The 14,998-nt window shown below is 63.3% G+C and carries 15 protein-coding genes; 7 read left to right on the forward strand and 8 right to left on the reverse strand.

Features of this window, described 5'->3' with window-relative positions; genetic code table 11:
• Positions 1 to 14: 14 nt before the first annotated feature.
• Positions 15 to 149: a hypothetical protein gene (locus tag ACIPUD_RS06780; RefSeq protein ID WP_007591544.1), complete on the reverse strand. Its 135-nt coding sequence runs from the start codon at positions 147 to 149 to the stop codon at positions 15 to 17.
• 119 nt (positions 150 to 268) lie between these two features.
• On the opposite strand from ACIPUD_RS06780, the gene ACIPUD_RS06785 reads away from it, so the two are divergent.
• Both ACIPUD_RS06785 and ACIPUD_RS06790 read left to right on the forward strand, forming a co-directional pair.
• On the forward strand, positions 269 to 1,525 hold the full coding sequence (locus ACIPUD_RS06785) for an FAD-dependent oxidoreductase (protein ID WP_446480290.1): 1,257 nt from the start codon (positions 269 to 271) through the stop codon (positions 1,523 to 1,525).
• Positions 1,526 to 1,705: 180 nt separating this feature from the next.
• Positions 1,706 to 2,476, forward strand: coding sequence for an outer membrane protein (locus tag ACIPUD_RS06790; protein WP_204511099.1), 771 nt, complete (start codon positions 1,706 to 1,708; stop codon positions 2,474 to 2,476).
• 108 nt (positions 2,477 to 2,584) lie between these two features.
• Here ACIPUD_RS06790 and ACIPUD_RS06795 read toward each other — a convergent pair whose 3' ends face one another.
• The 4 genes from ACIPUD_RS06795 to parE form a co-directional block, all read right to left on the reverse strand.
• Positions 2,585 to 3,355, reverse strand: a complete 771-nt coding sequence (locus ACIPUD_RS06795) for an SDR family NAD(P)-dependent oxidoreductase (protein WP_018454440.1) — start codon at positions 3,353 to 3,355, stop codon at positions 2,585 to 2,587.
• A gap of 20 nt (positions 3,356 to 3,375) precedes the next feature.
• Positions 3,376 to 3,561 carry a hypothetical protein gene (locus tag ACIPUD_RS06800; RefSeq protein ID WP_446480291.1) on the reverse strand — a complete coding sequence of 62 codons (186 nt, stop codon included), beginning with the start codon at positions 3,559 to 3,561 and terminating at the stop codon, positions 3,376 to 3,378.
• 221 nt (positions 3,562 to 3,782) lie between these two features.
• Positions 3,783 to 4,565 (reverse strand): outer membrane protein, encoded by a 783-nt coding sequence (locus ACIPUD_RS06805; protein ID WP_018454438.1) that lies wholly within the window; start codon positions 4,563 to 4,565, stop codon positions 3,783 to 3,785.
• A gap of 456 nt (positions 4,566 to 5,021) precedes the next feature.
• Positions 5,022 to 7,064: a DNA topoisomerase IV subunit B gene (parE, locus tag ACIPUD_RS06810; protein WP_446480292.1), complete on the reverse strand. Its 2,043-nt coding sequence runs from the start codon at positions 7,062 to 7,064 to the stop codon at positions 5,022 to 5,024.
• 272 nt (positions 7,065 to 7,336) lie between these two features.
• Here parE and ACIPUD_RS06815 point away from each other — a divergent pair, with 272 nt between their 5' ends.
• The 3 genes from ACIPUD_RS06815 (at position 7,337) to argC (ending at position 9,739) form a co-directional block, all read left to right on the forward strand.
• Positions 7,337 to 7,867 carry a DedA family protein gene (locus tag ACIPUD_RS06815; protein WP_018454436.1) on the forward strand — a complete coding sequence of 177 codons (531 nt, stop codon included), beginning with the start codon at positions 7,337 to 7,339 and terminating at the stop codon, positions 7,865 to 7,867.
• Between the two features lie 223 nt (positions 7,868 to 8,090).
• The gene (locus tag ACIPUD_RS06820; protein WP_085353489.1) at positions 8,091 to 8,759 is read left to right on the forward strand and encodes an FMN-binding negative transcriptional regulator; all 669 of its coding nucleotides are present in this window, start codon (positions 8,091 to 8,093) and stop codon (positions 8,757 to 8,759) included.
• The gene (gene argC / locus ACIPUD_RS06825; protein ID WP_018454434.1) at positions 8,756 to 9,739 is read left to right on the forward strand and encodes an N-acetyl-gamma-glutamyl-phosphate reductase; all 984 of its coding nucleotides are present in this window, start codon (positions 8,756 to 8,758) and stop codon (positions 9,737 to 9,739) included. Before ACIPUD_RS06820 ends, argC begins: the two co-directional genes overlap by 4 nt.
• Before the next feature lie 65 nt (positions 9,740 to 9,804).
• Here argC and ACIPUD_RS06830 read toward each other — a convergent pair whose 3' ends face one another.
• From ACIPUD_RS06830 to ACIPUD_RS06840, 3 genes are all read right to left on the reverse strand, one after another.
• The gene (locus tag ACIPUD_RS06830) at positions 9,805 to 10,572 is read right to left on the reverse strand and encodes an outer membrane protein (RefSeq protein ID WP_446480293.1); all 768 of its coding nucleotides are present in this window, start codon (positions 10,570 to 10,572) and stop codon (positions 9,805 to 9,807) included.
• Between the two features lie 181 nt (positions 10,573 to 10,753).
• The gene (locus ACIPUD_RS06835; protein WP_018454432.1) at positions 10,754 to 11,152 is read right to left on the reverse strand and encodes an MAPEG family protein; all 399 of its coding nucleotides are present in this window, start codon (positions 11,150 to 11,152) and stop codon (positions 10,754 to 10,756) included.
• A gap of 65 nt (positions 11,153 to 11,217) precedes the next feature.
• Entirely contained in the window at positions 11,218 to 13,026 is a 1,809-nt protein-coding gene (locus ACIPUD_RS06840; protein ID WP_446480294.1) for a PHA/PHB synthase family protein, read from the reverse strand.
• Between the two features lie 253 nt (positions 13,027 to 13,279).
• On the opposite strand from ACIPUD_RS06840, the gene ACIPUD_RS06845 reads away from it, so the two are divergent.
• A complete protein-coding gene (locus ACIPUD_RS06845) occupies positions 13,280 to 13,555 on the forward strand; it encodes a hypothetical protein (protein WP_027517741.1) in 276 nt (91 codons plus the stop codon).
• A gap of 213 nt (positions 13,556 to 13,768) precedes the next feature.
• The gene (locus ACIPUD_RS06850) at positions 13,769 to 14,989 is read left to right on the forward strand and encodes an LL-diaminopimelate aminotransferase (protein ID WP_018454429.1); all 1,221 of its coding nucleotides are present in this window, start codon (positions 13,769 to 13,771) and stop codon (positions 14,987 to 14,989) included.
• Positions 14,990 to 14,998 lie beyond the last annotated feature (9 nt).

Consider the following 14,998-nt stretch of genomic DNA (forward strand, 5'->3'; position numbering starts at 1 on the left):
GGCAGGAGCTTGACCTACTCCTCGTACGGATAACCGTTCTGTTCGATGCGCACCGGCGCAAGCGGCGGCCTGCGCGGTGCGATCATGATCAAGACGAAAAGCACGTTGATCAGGATCCAGACGCCGAGCAGTATGAGGATTGTCTGCACTGCAATTTCCCGAATGAGTCGGAATTGGAGGCAAGGCTAACGGCCATTCACAACCGCAGCAAATGAATCTTGCTTGCTGCACTGCACAGAATGCTTGGCTCGTGAAGGAGGACCCGACCGTGAAACCCGATACGTTGCAGCGTCCCCAGGGCTCCTCGCTGAAGGTGCGGTGTTGCATCGTCGGCGGCGGACCGGCGGGCATGATGCTCGGCTATCTCCTCGGGCGCGCCGGCATCGATGTCGTGGTGCTGGAGAAGCATGCGGATTTCTTCCGCGACTTCCGCGGCGACACCGTGCATCCTTCGACGCTCCAGGTGATGGACGAGCTCGGCCTGATCGACGGATTCCTGAAGCTGCCGCATCAGCGCTTGCAAAAGCTGGACGGCCTGTTCGGCAGTACCCCCGTTCGCATCGCCGATCTCAGCCGCCTCCGCACCAAGTACCCCTTCATCGCCTTCATGCCGCAATGGGATTTCCTGAATTTCCTGCGCGAGGCCGGCCAGCGCTTCGCCTCGCTGCAGGTGATGATGAACACGGAGGCCGTCGATCTGATCCGCCGCGGCGAGACCATCGCCGGCGTGCGGGCGAATACGCCTGACGGTATCGTGGACATCGAAGCTGATCTCACCATCGCATGTGACGGCCGGCATTCGACCGTGCGCCAGCATTCCGGCCTCGAGGTCGAGGAGATCGGCGCGCCAATGGACGTGCTGTGGTTCCGCGTCGGACGCAAGGCGAACGAGACCGAGAACCTGTTCGCGCGCGTCGAGCCCGGCAAGATGATGATCACCTTCGACCGCGGCGACTATTGGCAGTGCGCCTATGTCATCGCCAAGGGACAATACGACGCGGTGAAGGCGAGGGGATTGCAGGCGCTGCTCGACGACGTCGTTCGCATGGCGCCGGTCCTGAAGAGCGGCATAGCCGAGGTGAAGAACTTCGATGATGTCAAGCTGCTCACCGTCGCGATCAACCGCCTGCCGCGCTGGACGCGGCCGGGCCTGCTTCTGATCGGCGACGCCGCACATGCGATGTCGCCGGTCGGCGGTGTCGGCGTCAATCTCGCCGTCCAGGATGCGGTCGCGACCGCAAACCTGCTGGCGGACGAGCTGCAGCGCGGCTGCCCGTCGGAGGACGAACTCGATGCCGTGCGCCGTCGCCGCGAATTCCCGGTGAAGATGACGCAGCGGATGCAGATGATCGTGCAGAACAACATCATCAGCGGCGCCTTGCAGGGCGGCGACCGGCCGCTGAAAGTGCCGCTGGTCCTGCGCCTCATCACCGCGCTGCCGTGGCTCCAGGGCATTCCGGCGCGCCTGCTCGCGCTTGGCGTCCGGCCCGAGCACGTGCAGTCGAAGGCTGCGCCGGCACGGTAGCGCAAGGGCCCGGTAGGGATAACGCGGCGTTAAATCGCGCTCGACGCGTTGCCTGCGTGCAACAGCGCAAACGGATTGAAGGCGCGCTGCTTGCCAATCCGACGTCTTAACTGTCTTGATTCAAATTTGAGTAAGACCTGCGTGTGAGCGTGCCACCCATCAAAGGACACGGGGTGTACCATGCGTAACAAGTTGATTGCCGCCTTCGCCTGCACGACCGCTCTGATTTCGACCGGCGCCGCTTCCGCCGCCGATCTCGGTGCTCGGCCCTACACAAAGGCGCCGGCCTATATGGAGTCGATGTTCAACTGGACCGGCTTCTATGTCGGCGGCCACATCGGCGGTGCATGGACCAACGAGCAGTTCATCAACAACGGGACCGGCGCACCGTTTGGCGATCTGACCCCGGGGCAGGGCTACCGTCAGCGCAACTCCGGCATCCTGGGCGGCGCCCAGATCGGCTACAATTGGCAGGCCAACAACTACGTGTTCGGTATGGAAGGCACGATCTCGGGCCTCGACAACAAGGGCTCGTTCTTGAACACCGCGTTCGGCGCGGGTGACGACGTGTTCTCCTGGCGCACCAATGTGCTTGCCACCGTCGTCGGTCGCGCGGGCTTCGCCGTGCAGAACAACCTGTTCTACATCAAGGGCGGCTATGCCGGCGTGAACAACCGTCTGTCGGTCACCGATACGGTCGGTCCGGCCACCGGTTCCGGCGGTCAGACCCATTGGGCCAACGGCTGGACCGTCGGTGCCGGCTGGGAATACGGCATCACCCGCAACTGGATCGTCGGCCTCGAGTACAACTACGCAGCCTTCGCCAGCCAGACCTATCAACTCGGCGGCACCTCCGGCAATTACAGCTTCGATGCCAAGCCGCGCGACCTGCAGTGGGCCGTCGTGCGCGCCAGCTACAAGTTCGACGCGCCGGTCATCGCCCGCTACTAAGTGGGTCAACGAACGACCAAGCAGCCATAAAAGACGATCACTGCCCAAATTCAAAAGCCCCGGCATTGTCCGGGGCTTCTTTTTTGTGTGCAGATTTATTGGTGCGGCCTACGCCATCACCGAGAACCCGCCATCGACGGGGATCGCGGTGCCGGTGACGAAGTTGGAGGCGGATGAGGCGAGGAACACGGTGATGCCGGCGAAGTCGTCGATGTCGCCCCACCGCCCCGCAGGCGTGCGTGCCAGCACCCGCTCGTGCAATCCCGATACCTGCTGCCGCGCACCGCGGGTCAGGTCGGTGTCGATCCAGCCCGGCAGGATGGCATTGACCTGGATGTTGTCGGGCGCCCACGCATTGGCGCAGGCGCGCGTGTACTGAACGATGCCGCCCTTGCTCGCCGCATAGGCCGTTGCGAAGCTCGCGCCGAAGATCGACATCATCGAGCCGATGTTGATCACCTTGCCGTTGCCGGACGCCTTCAGCGCCGGATAAGCCAGCTTCGAGCACAGGAAGGCGCTGGTGAGATTGGTGTTGATCACCGTGTTCCACTCGTCGAGCTCGAGCTCGTGCGGCGGCTTGCGGATGCTCATGCCGGCATTGTTGATGAGGATGTCGATGCGGCCGAAATCCCTGACGACGCGATCGATCATCGCGGCGATGGCCGCCTTGTCGGTGACGTCGGTGGCAACACTGATCGCCTTCACGCCGCGCTGGCTGAGATCAGCGACGGCGGCGGCGGATTTGGTTTCGTTGCGCCCGACCACGGCGATGTTGGCGCCGGCATCGGCGAGGCCACGGGCCATTCCGAGCCCGATGCCGCCATTGCCTCCCGTGACAATCGCGACCTTGCCGCGGAGATCGAACCGACTGGTTGTCATGCTGCTATTCCCTGGTTCTTCTATTGGTTGCTCTGCCAGATCAGCACCAGCCCGAAGCCGGCCATGGCTGCGCCATAGCCGGCCCATTGCAGCTGGTCGACCATAAAGCTCGATCGCGGCCACGCGACGGTGCCCGTACCCTGTCCGATCCAGAGCAGCCCGACGGCAAGGGCAAACAGGCCTGCTATCAGCAGAAATCTGCGCATGCATTCCTCCCCGGCGGTTTGCTTCTGTCGTGACGCGACATGACGATTGCCGCGGCCCGAAAACTTGCCGGGAGACTAGCCGTAGCCGTGGTCGGGATACAATGGCCGCTGATGCAGGCCGCAGGGCGGATGCATGTCCATACGCAAGGTCCGCTGAAGCACCGTACAACGAAAAAGCCCCGGACGATGCCGGGGCTTTGACGTCTGAACTTGCGTTCGGATCAGTACTTCGCGACGACCGGACCGGTCCAGTTGAAGCGGTAAACCAGCGAAGTCGAGATCGTCTGGTTCCAGCTGTTGGCGCGAATGCTCTGACCGACCGGGAGGTTACCGGCATCGAACAGGATGTCCTGGGTCTTGGCATTGTAGAAGGCCGAACGGTACTCGGTCTTCATGAACCAGCCGGGCGACTGGATGCCGAAGATGTTCAGGTTGTTCTCAACGCCGCCGCCGATGAACCAGCCATTGCGGTTGTAGCCGTTGAGGTGAACGCCGGCCGGAGCGCCAGCCAAGGTCATGAAGTTGGTGCTGCCGAAGTGGGCGCCGGAGTAACCGCCGTTGACGTAGGAGAGAACGTTCGGAGCGACCAGCCAGCCGAGGCGCACACCAGCGGCCCAGGAGTCTTCCAGCTTCTGGTTGCCGGTGATGCCGAGCAGGGGATCTTGAATGGTAGCACGGATGCTGCCGAACTGACCGTCAGCGAACACGCCGGCGACCCAGGTGCCACTGAACTGCCAGTCGTAGCCGAGACCGACGGTGCCGAACCAGCCCGAGCCACCCTGGCGCTGATCGATCGTCAGGGGAACTGCGCCAACCGTGGTCTGGACGCGCTGGTCAGAGGCCGAGAGGCCGCCGCCGGCGCCGCCGAAGATGTAGAAGCCGGTCCAGTTGGCGACGGGAGCCGCCATCGGGGCCTTCGCGTAGGGACGGGCGCCAAGGTCAGCGGCCGAAGCCGAAGCGGTCATGGCAGCAACCGCGGTCAGTGCGAGCAAAATCTTCTTCATCTTAAAAATCCCCAAGCTTTGGTCTGTCTGGCAGGCGCGAGCGCACTGAAGTCCGTGTGATCTGTTGTCCCGGACTATACCTGCTTCTCTCCGAAATGCTGTTGCAGAGCAGGCACAGTCGCCGGGAAACGCCGCACGGCAGGGATTCTGGGTGCCGTCGTGGAAATGTGAAATAAGTACGCATTATCAATGCAGTACGTCGAATTTTGCGATTTGCGTTTTGGTAGCTTCTCGTTAGCGAATCCGGCTTTGTGCGAAATGGAGGCAGTCCTGCATCAGTCATGGCTCGGTGAGTCGTTGGCCGAGTCGCGGCGCGATGAGGCCGGGAATCAACGAAATCGAGGCGGACGTTGGCGGGATTGGCGGGAAAGAGCGGTTGTCATCTCCCAAAAAACAAAAGAGCCCCGGGCATCATGCCGGGGCTCTGGATGGATACGACCGGGCAGCGCCTGCGGATCAGACGTCCAGCAGGTCGTCGTTGGCGAATTCGGCCTTGTCCGAGATGAACGCGAAGCGCGCTTCGGCCTTGGTGCCCATCAGGCGCTCCACCGAATCCGCCGTGGTGTCGCGGTCGTCGGCGAGCAGAACCACTTTCAACATGGTCCGCTTTGCCGGATCCATGGTGGTTTCCTTGAGCTGCGCCGGCATCATTTCGCCGAGGCCTTTGAAGCGATTGACCTCGACCTTGGCGTTGGCGTTGAACTCGCTCTTGATCAGCGCTGCCTTGTGCGCGTCATCGCGGGCGTAGACCGACTTCGTGCCGTTGGTCAGCTTGTAGAGCGGAGGCACGGCGAGGAAGAGATGGCCTTCGTCGATCAGCCGCGGCATCTGCCGGTAGAAGAAGGTGATCAGCAGTGAAGCGATGTGGGCACCGTCGACATCGGCGTCGGTCATGATGATGATGCGCTGATAGCGCAGATCCTCTTCCCGATACTGCGCGAGCATCCCGCAGCCGATCGCCTGCACGAGGTCGGCGAGCTGCGTATTCGCCGTCAGCTTGTCCTTGCCGGCGGACGCGACGTTGAGGATCTTGCCGCGCAGCGGCAGCACGGCCTGGGTCTTGCGGTCGCGCGCCTGCTTGGCGCTGCCGCCGGCCGAGTCACCCTCGACGATGAAGAGTTCTGAGCCTTCCAACCCTGCATCGCTGCAATCGGCGAGCTTGCCGGGGAGGCGCAGCTTCTTGCCGGCGGTCTTGCGCGCGGTCTCCTTCTCCTGGCGGCGGCGCAGCCGCTCCTCGGCGCGGTCGACCACGAAGTCGAGCAGCCTGTTGGCCTGGTTCGGATTGCCCGACAGCCAATGGTCGAACGGATCCTTCATCGCCTGTTCGACGATGCGCTGCGCTTCGGCGCTGGCGAGACGGTCCTTGGTCTGGCCCTGGAATTCAGGCTCGCGCACGAACACCGAGAGCATCACGGCTGCACCCACCATCACGTCTTCTGACGTAATGGACGACGCGCGCTTGCCCTGGCCGACGCGTTCGGCGTGGTCCTTGAGGCCGCGCAGCAGCGCGCTGCGCAGCCCGGATTCGTGCGTGCCGCCGTCGGGCGTCGGCACAGTGTTGGTGTAGGAAGACAGGAAGCCGTCGGCATCCGCGGTCCAGGCCACCGCCCATTCGCAGGCGCCATGCGCGCCGTTGCGGCCCGACTTGCCGGAGAAGATGTCGGGATGCACCAGCGTGTCGGCGTGGATCGCGGCGGCCAGATAGTCCTTGAGGCCACCGGGGAAGTGGAACGTCGCTTCCGCCGGCACGTCGTCGACGCCCTTAAGCAGTTCGGGCGCGCAATTCCAGCGGATCTCGACGCCGCCGAACAGATACGCCTTCGAACGCGTCATCTTGAACAGGCGCTGCGGCTTGAACGCTGCCTTGGCACCGAAGATGTCGGTGTCCGGCTGGAAGCGCACGCGGGTTCCGCGGCGGTTGTTGATCTTGCCGAGATCCTCGAGCTTGCCCTTTGGGTGGCCGCGCTCGAACGTCATGCGATAGAGTTTCTGGCTGCGCGCGACCTCGACCTCGAGCAGCGAGGAGAGGGCGTTCACCACGGAGATGCCGACGCCGTGCAGGCCGCCCGAGGTCTCGTAGACCTTGGAGTCGAACTTGCCGCCCGAGTGCAGCGTGCACATGATGACTTCGAGCGCCGACTTCTTCGGGAATTTTGGATGCGGATCGACCGGGATGCCGCGGCCGTTGTCCGTGACGGTCAAAAAGCCGTCCGCGCTCAATTCGACTCCGATGAAGGTCGCATGCCCCGCGAGCGCCTCGTCCATCGAGTTGTCGATGACTTCGGCGAAGAGGTGATGCAGCGCCTTCTCGTCGGTGCCGCCGATATACATGCCGGGCCGGCGGCGCACCGGTTCCAGACCTTCGAGGACCTCGATGTCGGCTGCGGTGTAGTCGGCCTCGGCACCGCCCGCGCGCGGGGCGGCCTTGGCGGCGCGGGGCTTGGGCTCATCGCCGCCGAAAAAATCGTCTTTTGCTTTGGGCTTCAACTGCTTGGACATATATCTTTATGCGTTTTGAGGGCCGCATGAGCGGCGAATCGGTTGGGCCGACTATGCCACTTCTGACTTGGAAAGGTTATCGCGGGGCGGGCCGGGCGGTGTGGTTGGGAGCCAATCCCGGCGATTTTACGCCGCATCCCATCAATTCCCGGCAATGTGACGGTCCGGTCCGGCTGGACCTGGCTTTGTGACTTGATGTCACACAAGTCATTGGCTTACCAGTCCTTTTCATCGAGCAGCACCTTCGGGCAGGACGGAAAGGCTATTTTTGAATGGAGCAGTTTGCGCACGGGCTCGCCGATTTCGTGCGCGCTCACCAGACGTGGGCAGCTCCCATCGTGTTCGTGCTCGCCTTCGGGGAGTCGCTCGCCTTCATCTCGCTGCTGATCCCGGCCTGGGGCGCGTTGGTCGCTATCGGCGCGCTGATCGGCGCGAGTGGCATCAGCTTCTATCCGGTCTGGATCGCCGGTGGCATCGGGGCGGCGCTGGGCGACTGGGTCTCTTACTGGTTCGGCTATCGCTACAAGGAGCAGGTCGCGCAGATGTGGCCGCTCTCGCGTTATCCGGAACTCCTGCCCAGAGGCGAGGCCTTCGTGCGCAGCTGGGGCGTGCCGAGCATCTTCATCGGCCGCTTCTTCGGCCCCTTGCGTGCCTCCGTGCCGCTTGCAGCCGGCATTTTCGAGATGCCCTATTGGAGCTTCCAGGCCGCCAATTTCGTCTCGGCACTGATCTGGTCGGCGGCGCTGCTGCTGTTCGGAGATGTGATCGCCAAGATCATGGAATGGATCTGGGGCGTGGTGTGACGTCGGAACCTTGACGGCGACCGCAACTGGCCTTATAGCACCGCGCCATGATCAACGCCGCGACCATCCTGTTCGCCCGTCGCCGCCGCCGCTCTTTAGCGGTTTGGGCGGTCGATCGCGTTTGAGATCATCGTCTTTGCCGCTGGATCCGATCCGCGGCATTCTCTCTCCTGTCAGTGCGATCTGATCCGGCGGCCACCAAGGAGGCCAGCAGGAGACTACGATGTACACGCCACCCTTTTTCAAGCAGGACCGCGCCGCGAGCCTGAAATTCGCCGACACGCGCGGCTTCGGCACCATGTGCGCCTTCGACGGCCACAAGCCGATCGCCTCGCCGCTGCCGTTCTATTTGACCTATGCCGCGGACGGCACGCCGCAGGCCGCGTTTCATGTCGCCCGTCACAATCCGCTGCTAAAGCTTGCGGACGGGACGACCTCCTGGCTCCTCGCGGTCAACGGCCCCGATGCCTACGTGTCGCCGGACTGGTACGTCTCGCCGGATCAGGTGCCGACCTGGCTGTACCAGTCGGTCCATCTGACCGGGCCGGTGCGGTTGTTGTCGGATGGTGAACTGGCCGTGCAAATCGATACACTCAGCAACAAGTTCGAGAACTGGCTGTTGCCGAAGAAGCCGTGGACGTCGGGCAAGATGACGGCCGGGCGGCTCGAGGCGATGAAGAAGGCGATCGTGGGTCTGGTCATGACGGTTGAGGAGGTCGAAGCCAGCTTCAAGCTCAACCAGCACAAGTCCGACGCCGATTATATGGCGATCGCCAATGCGCTTGGCGCGCAAGCCCATGCCGACGCCAGGGAGATCGCGCAACTGATGCAGGACGTAAGGCCGGAGGCCTTCGCATCCGAAACCAACATGCTCGAAAGGAGCGCGCCATGAGCCTCACTGAAACGACGAAAGCACCGACCACTGGCGCTGCGACAAAGCCGGCCACCGTCTTCGTCGACGGCGGCTCCGGCACCACCGGGCTTGGCATCAACGAGCGGCTGAAGCTGCAGAGCGACGTGGTCGTGAAGACGATTGCCGACGACAAGCGCAAGGATCCCGCGGCCAAGAAGGCGCTGATGGAGAAGGTTGATCTGGTCATCCTCTGTCTGCCCGACGATGCTGCCAGGGAAACGGTTGCGCTCATCGACAGCATGGGGCCGTCGGGCCCGAAGGTGCTGGATGCCTCGACCGCGTACCGGGTCGCGCCCGACTGGGCCTATGGCTTTCCGGAACTGACGCCGGATCAGGCTGGCAAGATCAAGGCTGCGAAGAAGGTGTCCAATCCCGGCTGCTATCCGACCGGCGCGATCGCGCTGCTGCGACCGATCGTCGATGCCGGCCTGCTGCCGCGCGACTATCCCGTCACCATCAATGCGGTGAGCGGCTATTCCGGCGGCGGCAAGTCGATGATCGCGAGTTTCGAGGACGGCAGCGCGCCGTCCTTCGAACTCTACGGCCTCGGCTTCGAGCACAAGCATCTGCCGGAGATGCAGCTCTATTCGAACCTGACGCGGCGGCCGATCTTCATCCCGTCGGTCGGCAACTACCGGCAGGGCATGCTGGTGTCGGTGCCGCTCCAGCTCGACACGCTGCCCGGCAAGCCCAGCGGCGCCGATCTCCAGGCCGCGCTGGCAAAGCGTTACGCCGGCTCGAAATACGTCTCGGTGATGCCGCTGCAGAACGAGACGACCAAGGGTGGCAAGCTCGAGCCGGAAGGGCTCAACGAGACCAACACGCTCGAACTCTACGTCTTCGCCAGCGACAAGTACCATCAGGCGGTGCTGGTCGCGCGGCTCGACAATCTCGGCAAGGGCGCGTCCGGCGCGGCCGTGCAGAACATGCGACTAATGCTGGGATTGCCGGAGGCGTAGGAGCAACATTCGCTGCTCGTCATGACCGGGCTTGTCCCGGGCATGACGGCCGCGAGGGGCGCTTCTCAGTACTTCGCGATGATCGGGCCGCCGAACCTGTAGTTGATGCGGGCCGTGATCAAGTCGACGTCCTGGCCAATGCGGTCGGTACGTGAGAACGTGCCGACGGGTGCCAGCACGCCGTTTGCCGTGAGGGTAACGTCGCGCCGGCCCATGAACAGATGGTCGTATTCGAGGCCGACCGACCAGTTCGGCGCAAAGCCGTATTCGATGCCGACGCCGACCGTGCCGCCCCAGCGGGTGTCGTCGGCACCGTCGAACTCGGCTCCGGCCAGACCGCCGGTTCCGATGCCGCGGTAGCGATTGCGGGTGACGGCGGCGCCGCCCTTCGCGTAAAGCAGTGCGCTGTTCCAGGCGTAGCCGATCTGGCCGGTGAACAGGCCGAAAGCATCGACACGGGTGCGGTTCGCGACGCCGAGCACGGTGCTGGCGTTCCGGCCGGAGAGGTCCGCCCAGTCGCCCTGCGCTTCGAGGCCGAATACGAAGGCGCTGCTCTGCCAGCGATAACCGATCTGGCCGCCGGCGACGGCGCCCGTCGCGTCATGGCAGCCTTCCGCAACGCCGGTCGCGAAACCAACCGTCTGGTCCCAGCAATTGCGTGACGAGCCATATCCGCCGTTGGCGCCGATGTAGAAGCCGCTCCAATCATAGATCGCGGCGATCATCGGCGGCGCCTTGGTGTAGGGACGGGCGGCGAGATCTGCGGCGTTAGCCTGGGTCGCGACGGCAACGAGCGACAACGCGCCGACGGCGGATGCAATCTTCCAATTCATGTTGCCCCGAATCAATCAATTGCGATGGGCAAATATACCTCTGGATGTGCGATCCATCGTGTCAGCCCAAGAGGGCATTGCTGCTTTTTTCCGCACTGTCGTCATTCGGCAACACCGGCAGCCGCGATAGGCCTTCGAGATTTCACCCGTTCGTTGCAGGCGCCAACCCAACCGGGGCCGATCAGAGCACCTTGAAGATCGCGAGCGCCAGCACGGCTTGGGCGAGAAAACCGACGGTGAAGGCGAGGGTGCGGAAGACGGGAATACCCATCGCATAGACGATCAGATGCGCAACGCGCGACCAGAAATAGACGGCGCAGGCAAGCACCGTCCACTTCGAGGAGTAGTCGATCGCATTCAGGATCAGCACCAGCGGCGCGAACAGCACGAGGTTCTCGACGGCGTTGTCATGCGCGAACATCAGGCGGTTCGCCCATTCCGACTGCGGCTTGTCGGTGCGCGAGGGATTGGCCATCGCACCACCAAGCCCGCGAATCTGGCAGCGGTTGATGGTGTAGGGAATCCAGAGGATTCCGGTCAGGACCACCGTCAGTGTCAGCCAGAACAATTCACGCGTCATAACCCGGTCCCCTCATCAATTTCTGCTGCAGGCATGGAGCTTATACGAAAGCGCGGAAGATTCTGCTATGCGCGAACCCTGACATAGCTGCCGGGCGCGTCCTCGATCGGGGGAAACGCCTCGCTGCCGACCGTGCGGGCCGGGACTTCCTCGGGATCGAGTGCGCCCAGCCATTGCCGCCAGTCCGGCCACCACGAGCCCTTGTGCTCGACCGCGCCCTTCATCCACTCGGCGACGTTGGCGGACTTCACGTTGTCGTTGGTCCAGTACTGGTATTTGTTCGAGGCGGGCGGATTGACCACGCCGGCGATGTGGCCCGAGCCGGACAGCACGTATTTCACCGGGCCGCCGAAGAACTGGGAGCCGTACAGCACCGATTCAGCCGGCGCGATATGGTCCTCGCGGGTTGCGAGATTGTAGATCGGCACCATGACCTTGGAGAGATCGAGCAAGGTGTTGTCCAGCACCAACGTGCCGGTCGAGAGCCGGTTCTCAAGGTAGCAATTGCGCAGGTAGTACGAATGGTTCGACGCGGTCATGCGGGTCGCGTCCGAATTCCAGTGCAGCAGGTCGAACGCGCTCGGCTGCTGGCCTTTGAGGTAATTGCTGACGACATAGGACCAGATCAAATCGTTGGAGCGCAGCATGTTGAAGGCCATCGCCATCTTCGAGCCTTCGAGCACGCCCGCCGCCTTCATGTCCTGCTCGAGGGATGCGATCTGCTCCTCGTCGACGAACACGAGCAAATCACCGGCATGGGTGAAGTCGACCTGTGCCGCGAAGAACGTCGCGGATGCCACGCGCTGGCGGCGCTTCTCGGCGAGCCAGGCCAGCGTGGTCGCGAGCATGGTGCCGCCGACGCAATAGCCGGCGGTGTGCACCTTCATCTCGCCGGTGACCTTCTCGATCACGTCCATCGCCGTGAGCGGGCCTTCCTTCATATAGTCTTCCCAGCCCTTGGCTCCGAGGCGTTTGTCGGGATTAACCCATGAGATCACGAACACGGTGATGCCCTGATCGACGCACCATTTGATGTAGGATTTCTCCGGCTTGAGATCGAGGATGTAGAATTTGTTGATCCAGGGCGGGATGATCAGGAGCGGCGTGCGCAGCACCTTCTCCGTCGCCGGCGCATACTGGATCAGCTGCATCATCTCGTTCTGGTAGATCACCTTGCCCGGCGTCGTCGCCATGTTCACGCCGACGACGAGATTGTCCGGATCGGACTGACGGATCTTCAGCGTGCCCTTGCCGGCGGCGATGTCCTCGGCCAGCATCTTCAGGCCGCGCGCGAGATTTTCGCCGCTGCTGGCCACCGTCGCGCGCAGCACTTCCGGATTGGTCAGCACGAAGTTGGAGGGCGATATCGCGTTGGTGACTTGCTGGACGTAGAACTCGGCCTTGCGGCGGGTCTGCGGATCGAGGCCCTCGGCTTCGCGCACAAGCTCCTGCGCAAATTTGGTCGTGAGCAGATAGAGCTGCATCATGAAATCGAAGAACTGGTTCGACTTCCATTCCGGATCGGCAAAGCGCTTGTCGCGCGGCGAGGGTGCGATCGCGGGCGGTGCGTCCTGACCGGCCATGCGGCGCGCCGCCGAGCCCCAGAGGTCAAGATAGTCCTTGGCGAGCTTGGTCTGGAGTGCGGAGGCCCGCGACGTATCCGACAGCCAGTATTCGGCGACGGCGGTGAAGGTCTTGATGACCTCGGTAAGCTCCGCCGGCGGACGATCCTGCACCTCGCCGCTCTCGCGCGGCTTCAGGTACGCGGCAAGCGCCTTGCCGCCGCTTTCCATCGCCCGCGCGACATTCATCGCGAAGGCTTCCGCATCGAACTTCGTCTCGGGTTTGGGCGTATCGGTGGTGGCCATACTCATGAGGAGAACAGTAACGATTCATTCCGTATTCGTCACCGCGAAGCTCGCATGTTTGGCGTTAAACACTCTCGAAGATGTGCTGCAGTGCGACAAATTTTCTTGGTTCCGTCACAATCGAGCCGCACCGCTCGGCTTGATGGACTGGGGCTATTTTCTCGCTCGCACCATTTGGGCAGCAATGGTTTGAGCTTGGGCGCGGACTTGGGTAAGGTTGCCCGGGGCCGTGCTTTGGGACGAAGTGGGGATTTCCCTAGTGTTGGCGTTGAGGGACCTGCAAAAGTCGCGGCGGATCTGTGGCGCGCTGCTGATGGCGACGCTCGCCCTGGGCGGCTGCTCGAGCCAGCTCGCGGATATGACGCCTTCCGATGCTCAAGCGCATCCCAGAGAGGCCGGTAGCTATCTGCCGGTGCACGATCTGCCGCCGGATCGCGATCAGGCCGTCATGCCGCCGGACCAACGCGCCAAGATCGAGGCCGAACTTGCTGCCGCGCGCGACCGTCAGGCGGTTGCCACCAAGGACGCGAAATAGGGCGCCGCAAGGTAATCGCTGGCGCCTCCGCCTCGCCGTGCTAAAAGACCTTAGTTCAGCCGAGAGTCAGGGCGAACGACTTCAGTCAACGTCGTCGATGATTGCTCTAAGTATTTGATCTTGAGTAATTTTCGCGAGAGATGCGGGCGCCTTCCGCCTGGTCTTTATGGCCTGTCGATTCTGTCCTGACCGGTTGCCGGAGCCGAGAGAGCCATGGAAGAATTTTACCGCATCCGCCGCCTTCCGCCTTACGTGTTCGAACAGGTCAACCGGGCCAAGGCAGCCGCGCGGAACGCCGGCGCCGACATCATCGACCTCGGCATGGGCAATCCGGACCTGCCGGCGCCTGCGCACGTGCTGGAGAAGCTGAAGGAGACGCTGGGCAAGCCGCGCACCGACCGCTACTCGGCCTCCCGCGGCATCCCCGGGCTGCGCCGGGCCCAGGCCGGCTACTACGCCCGCCGCTTCGGCGTGAAGCTCAATCCCGACACCCAGGTGGTGGCGACGCTTGGCTCCAAGGAGGGCTTTGCCAACGTGGCGCAGGCGATCACCGCGCCCGGCGACGTCATCCTTTGTCCCAATCCGAGCTACCCGATTCACGCCTTCGGCTTCTTGATGGCGGGCGGCGTGATCCGTTCGGTGCCCTCGGAGCCGACGCCGCAATTCTTCGAGGCTGTCGAGCGGGCGATCGTGCATTCGATCCCGAAGCCGCTGGCGCTCGTGGTCTGCTATCCTTCGAACCCGACCGCCTATGTCGCGAGCCTCGACTTCTACAAGGACCTGGTCGCGTTCGCGAAGAAGCACGAGATCCTGATCCTGTCGGATCTCGCTTATGCCGAGGTTTATTTCGACGAAAGCAACCCGCCGCCCTCGGTGCTCCAGGTGCCGGGCGCGATGGACGTTGCCGTCGAGTTCACCTCGATGTCGAAGACCTATTCGATGGCTGGCTGGCGCATGGGCTTCGCGGTCGGCAACGAGCGCGTGATTGCGGCACTCGGCCGCGTCAAATCCTATCTCGACTACGGTGCGTTCACGCCGATCCAGGTCGCAGCGACCGCCGCGCTGAACGGACCGGACGATTGCATCAAGGAGATGCGCGACACCTACCGCAAGCGGCGCGACGCGCTGGTGGAATCGTTCGGCCGTGCCGGCTGGGAGATCCCGCCGCCGGAAGCATCGATGTTCGCCTGGGTGCCGCTGCCGGAAGCCTTCCGCAGCGTCGGCAGCATGCAGTTCGCGACCCTGATGGTGGAGAAATCCGGTGTCGCGGTCTCGCCCGGCGTCGGCTTCGGCGAGCATGGCGAAGGATATGTCCGCATCGCCATGGTGGAAAACGAGCAACGGATCAGGCAGGCCGCGCGTGGCGTGCGCCGCTTCCTTGAAAGCGGCATCGAAACGTTGCACAACGTCGTTCCGCTCGCCACTCGGCGTTAAGTTCTCTTC

The sequence above is a fragment of the Bradyrhizobium sp. CAR08 genome (assembly GCF_052871955.1).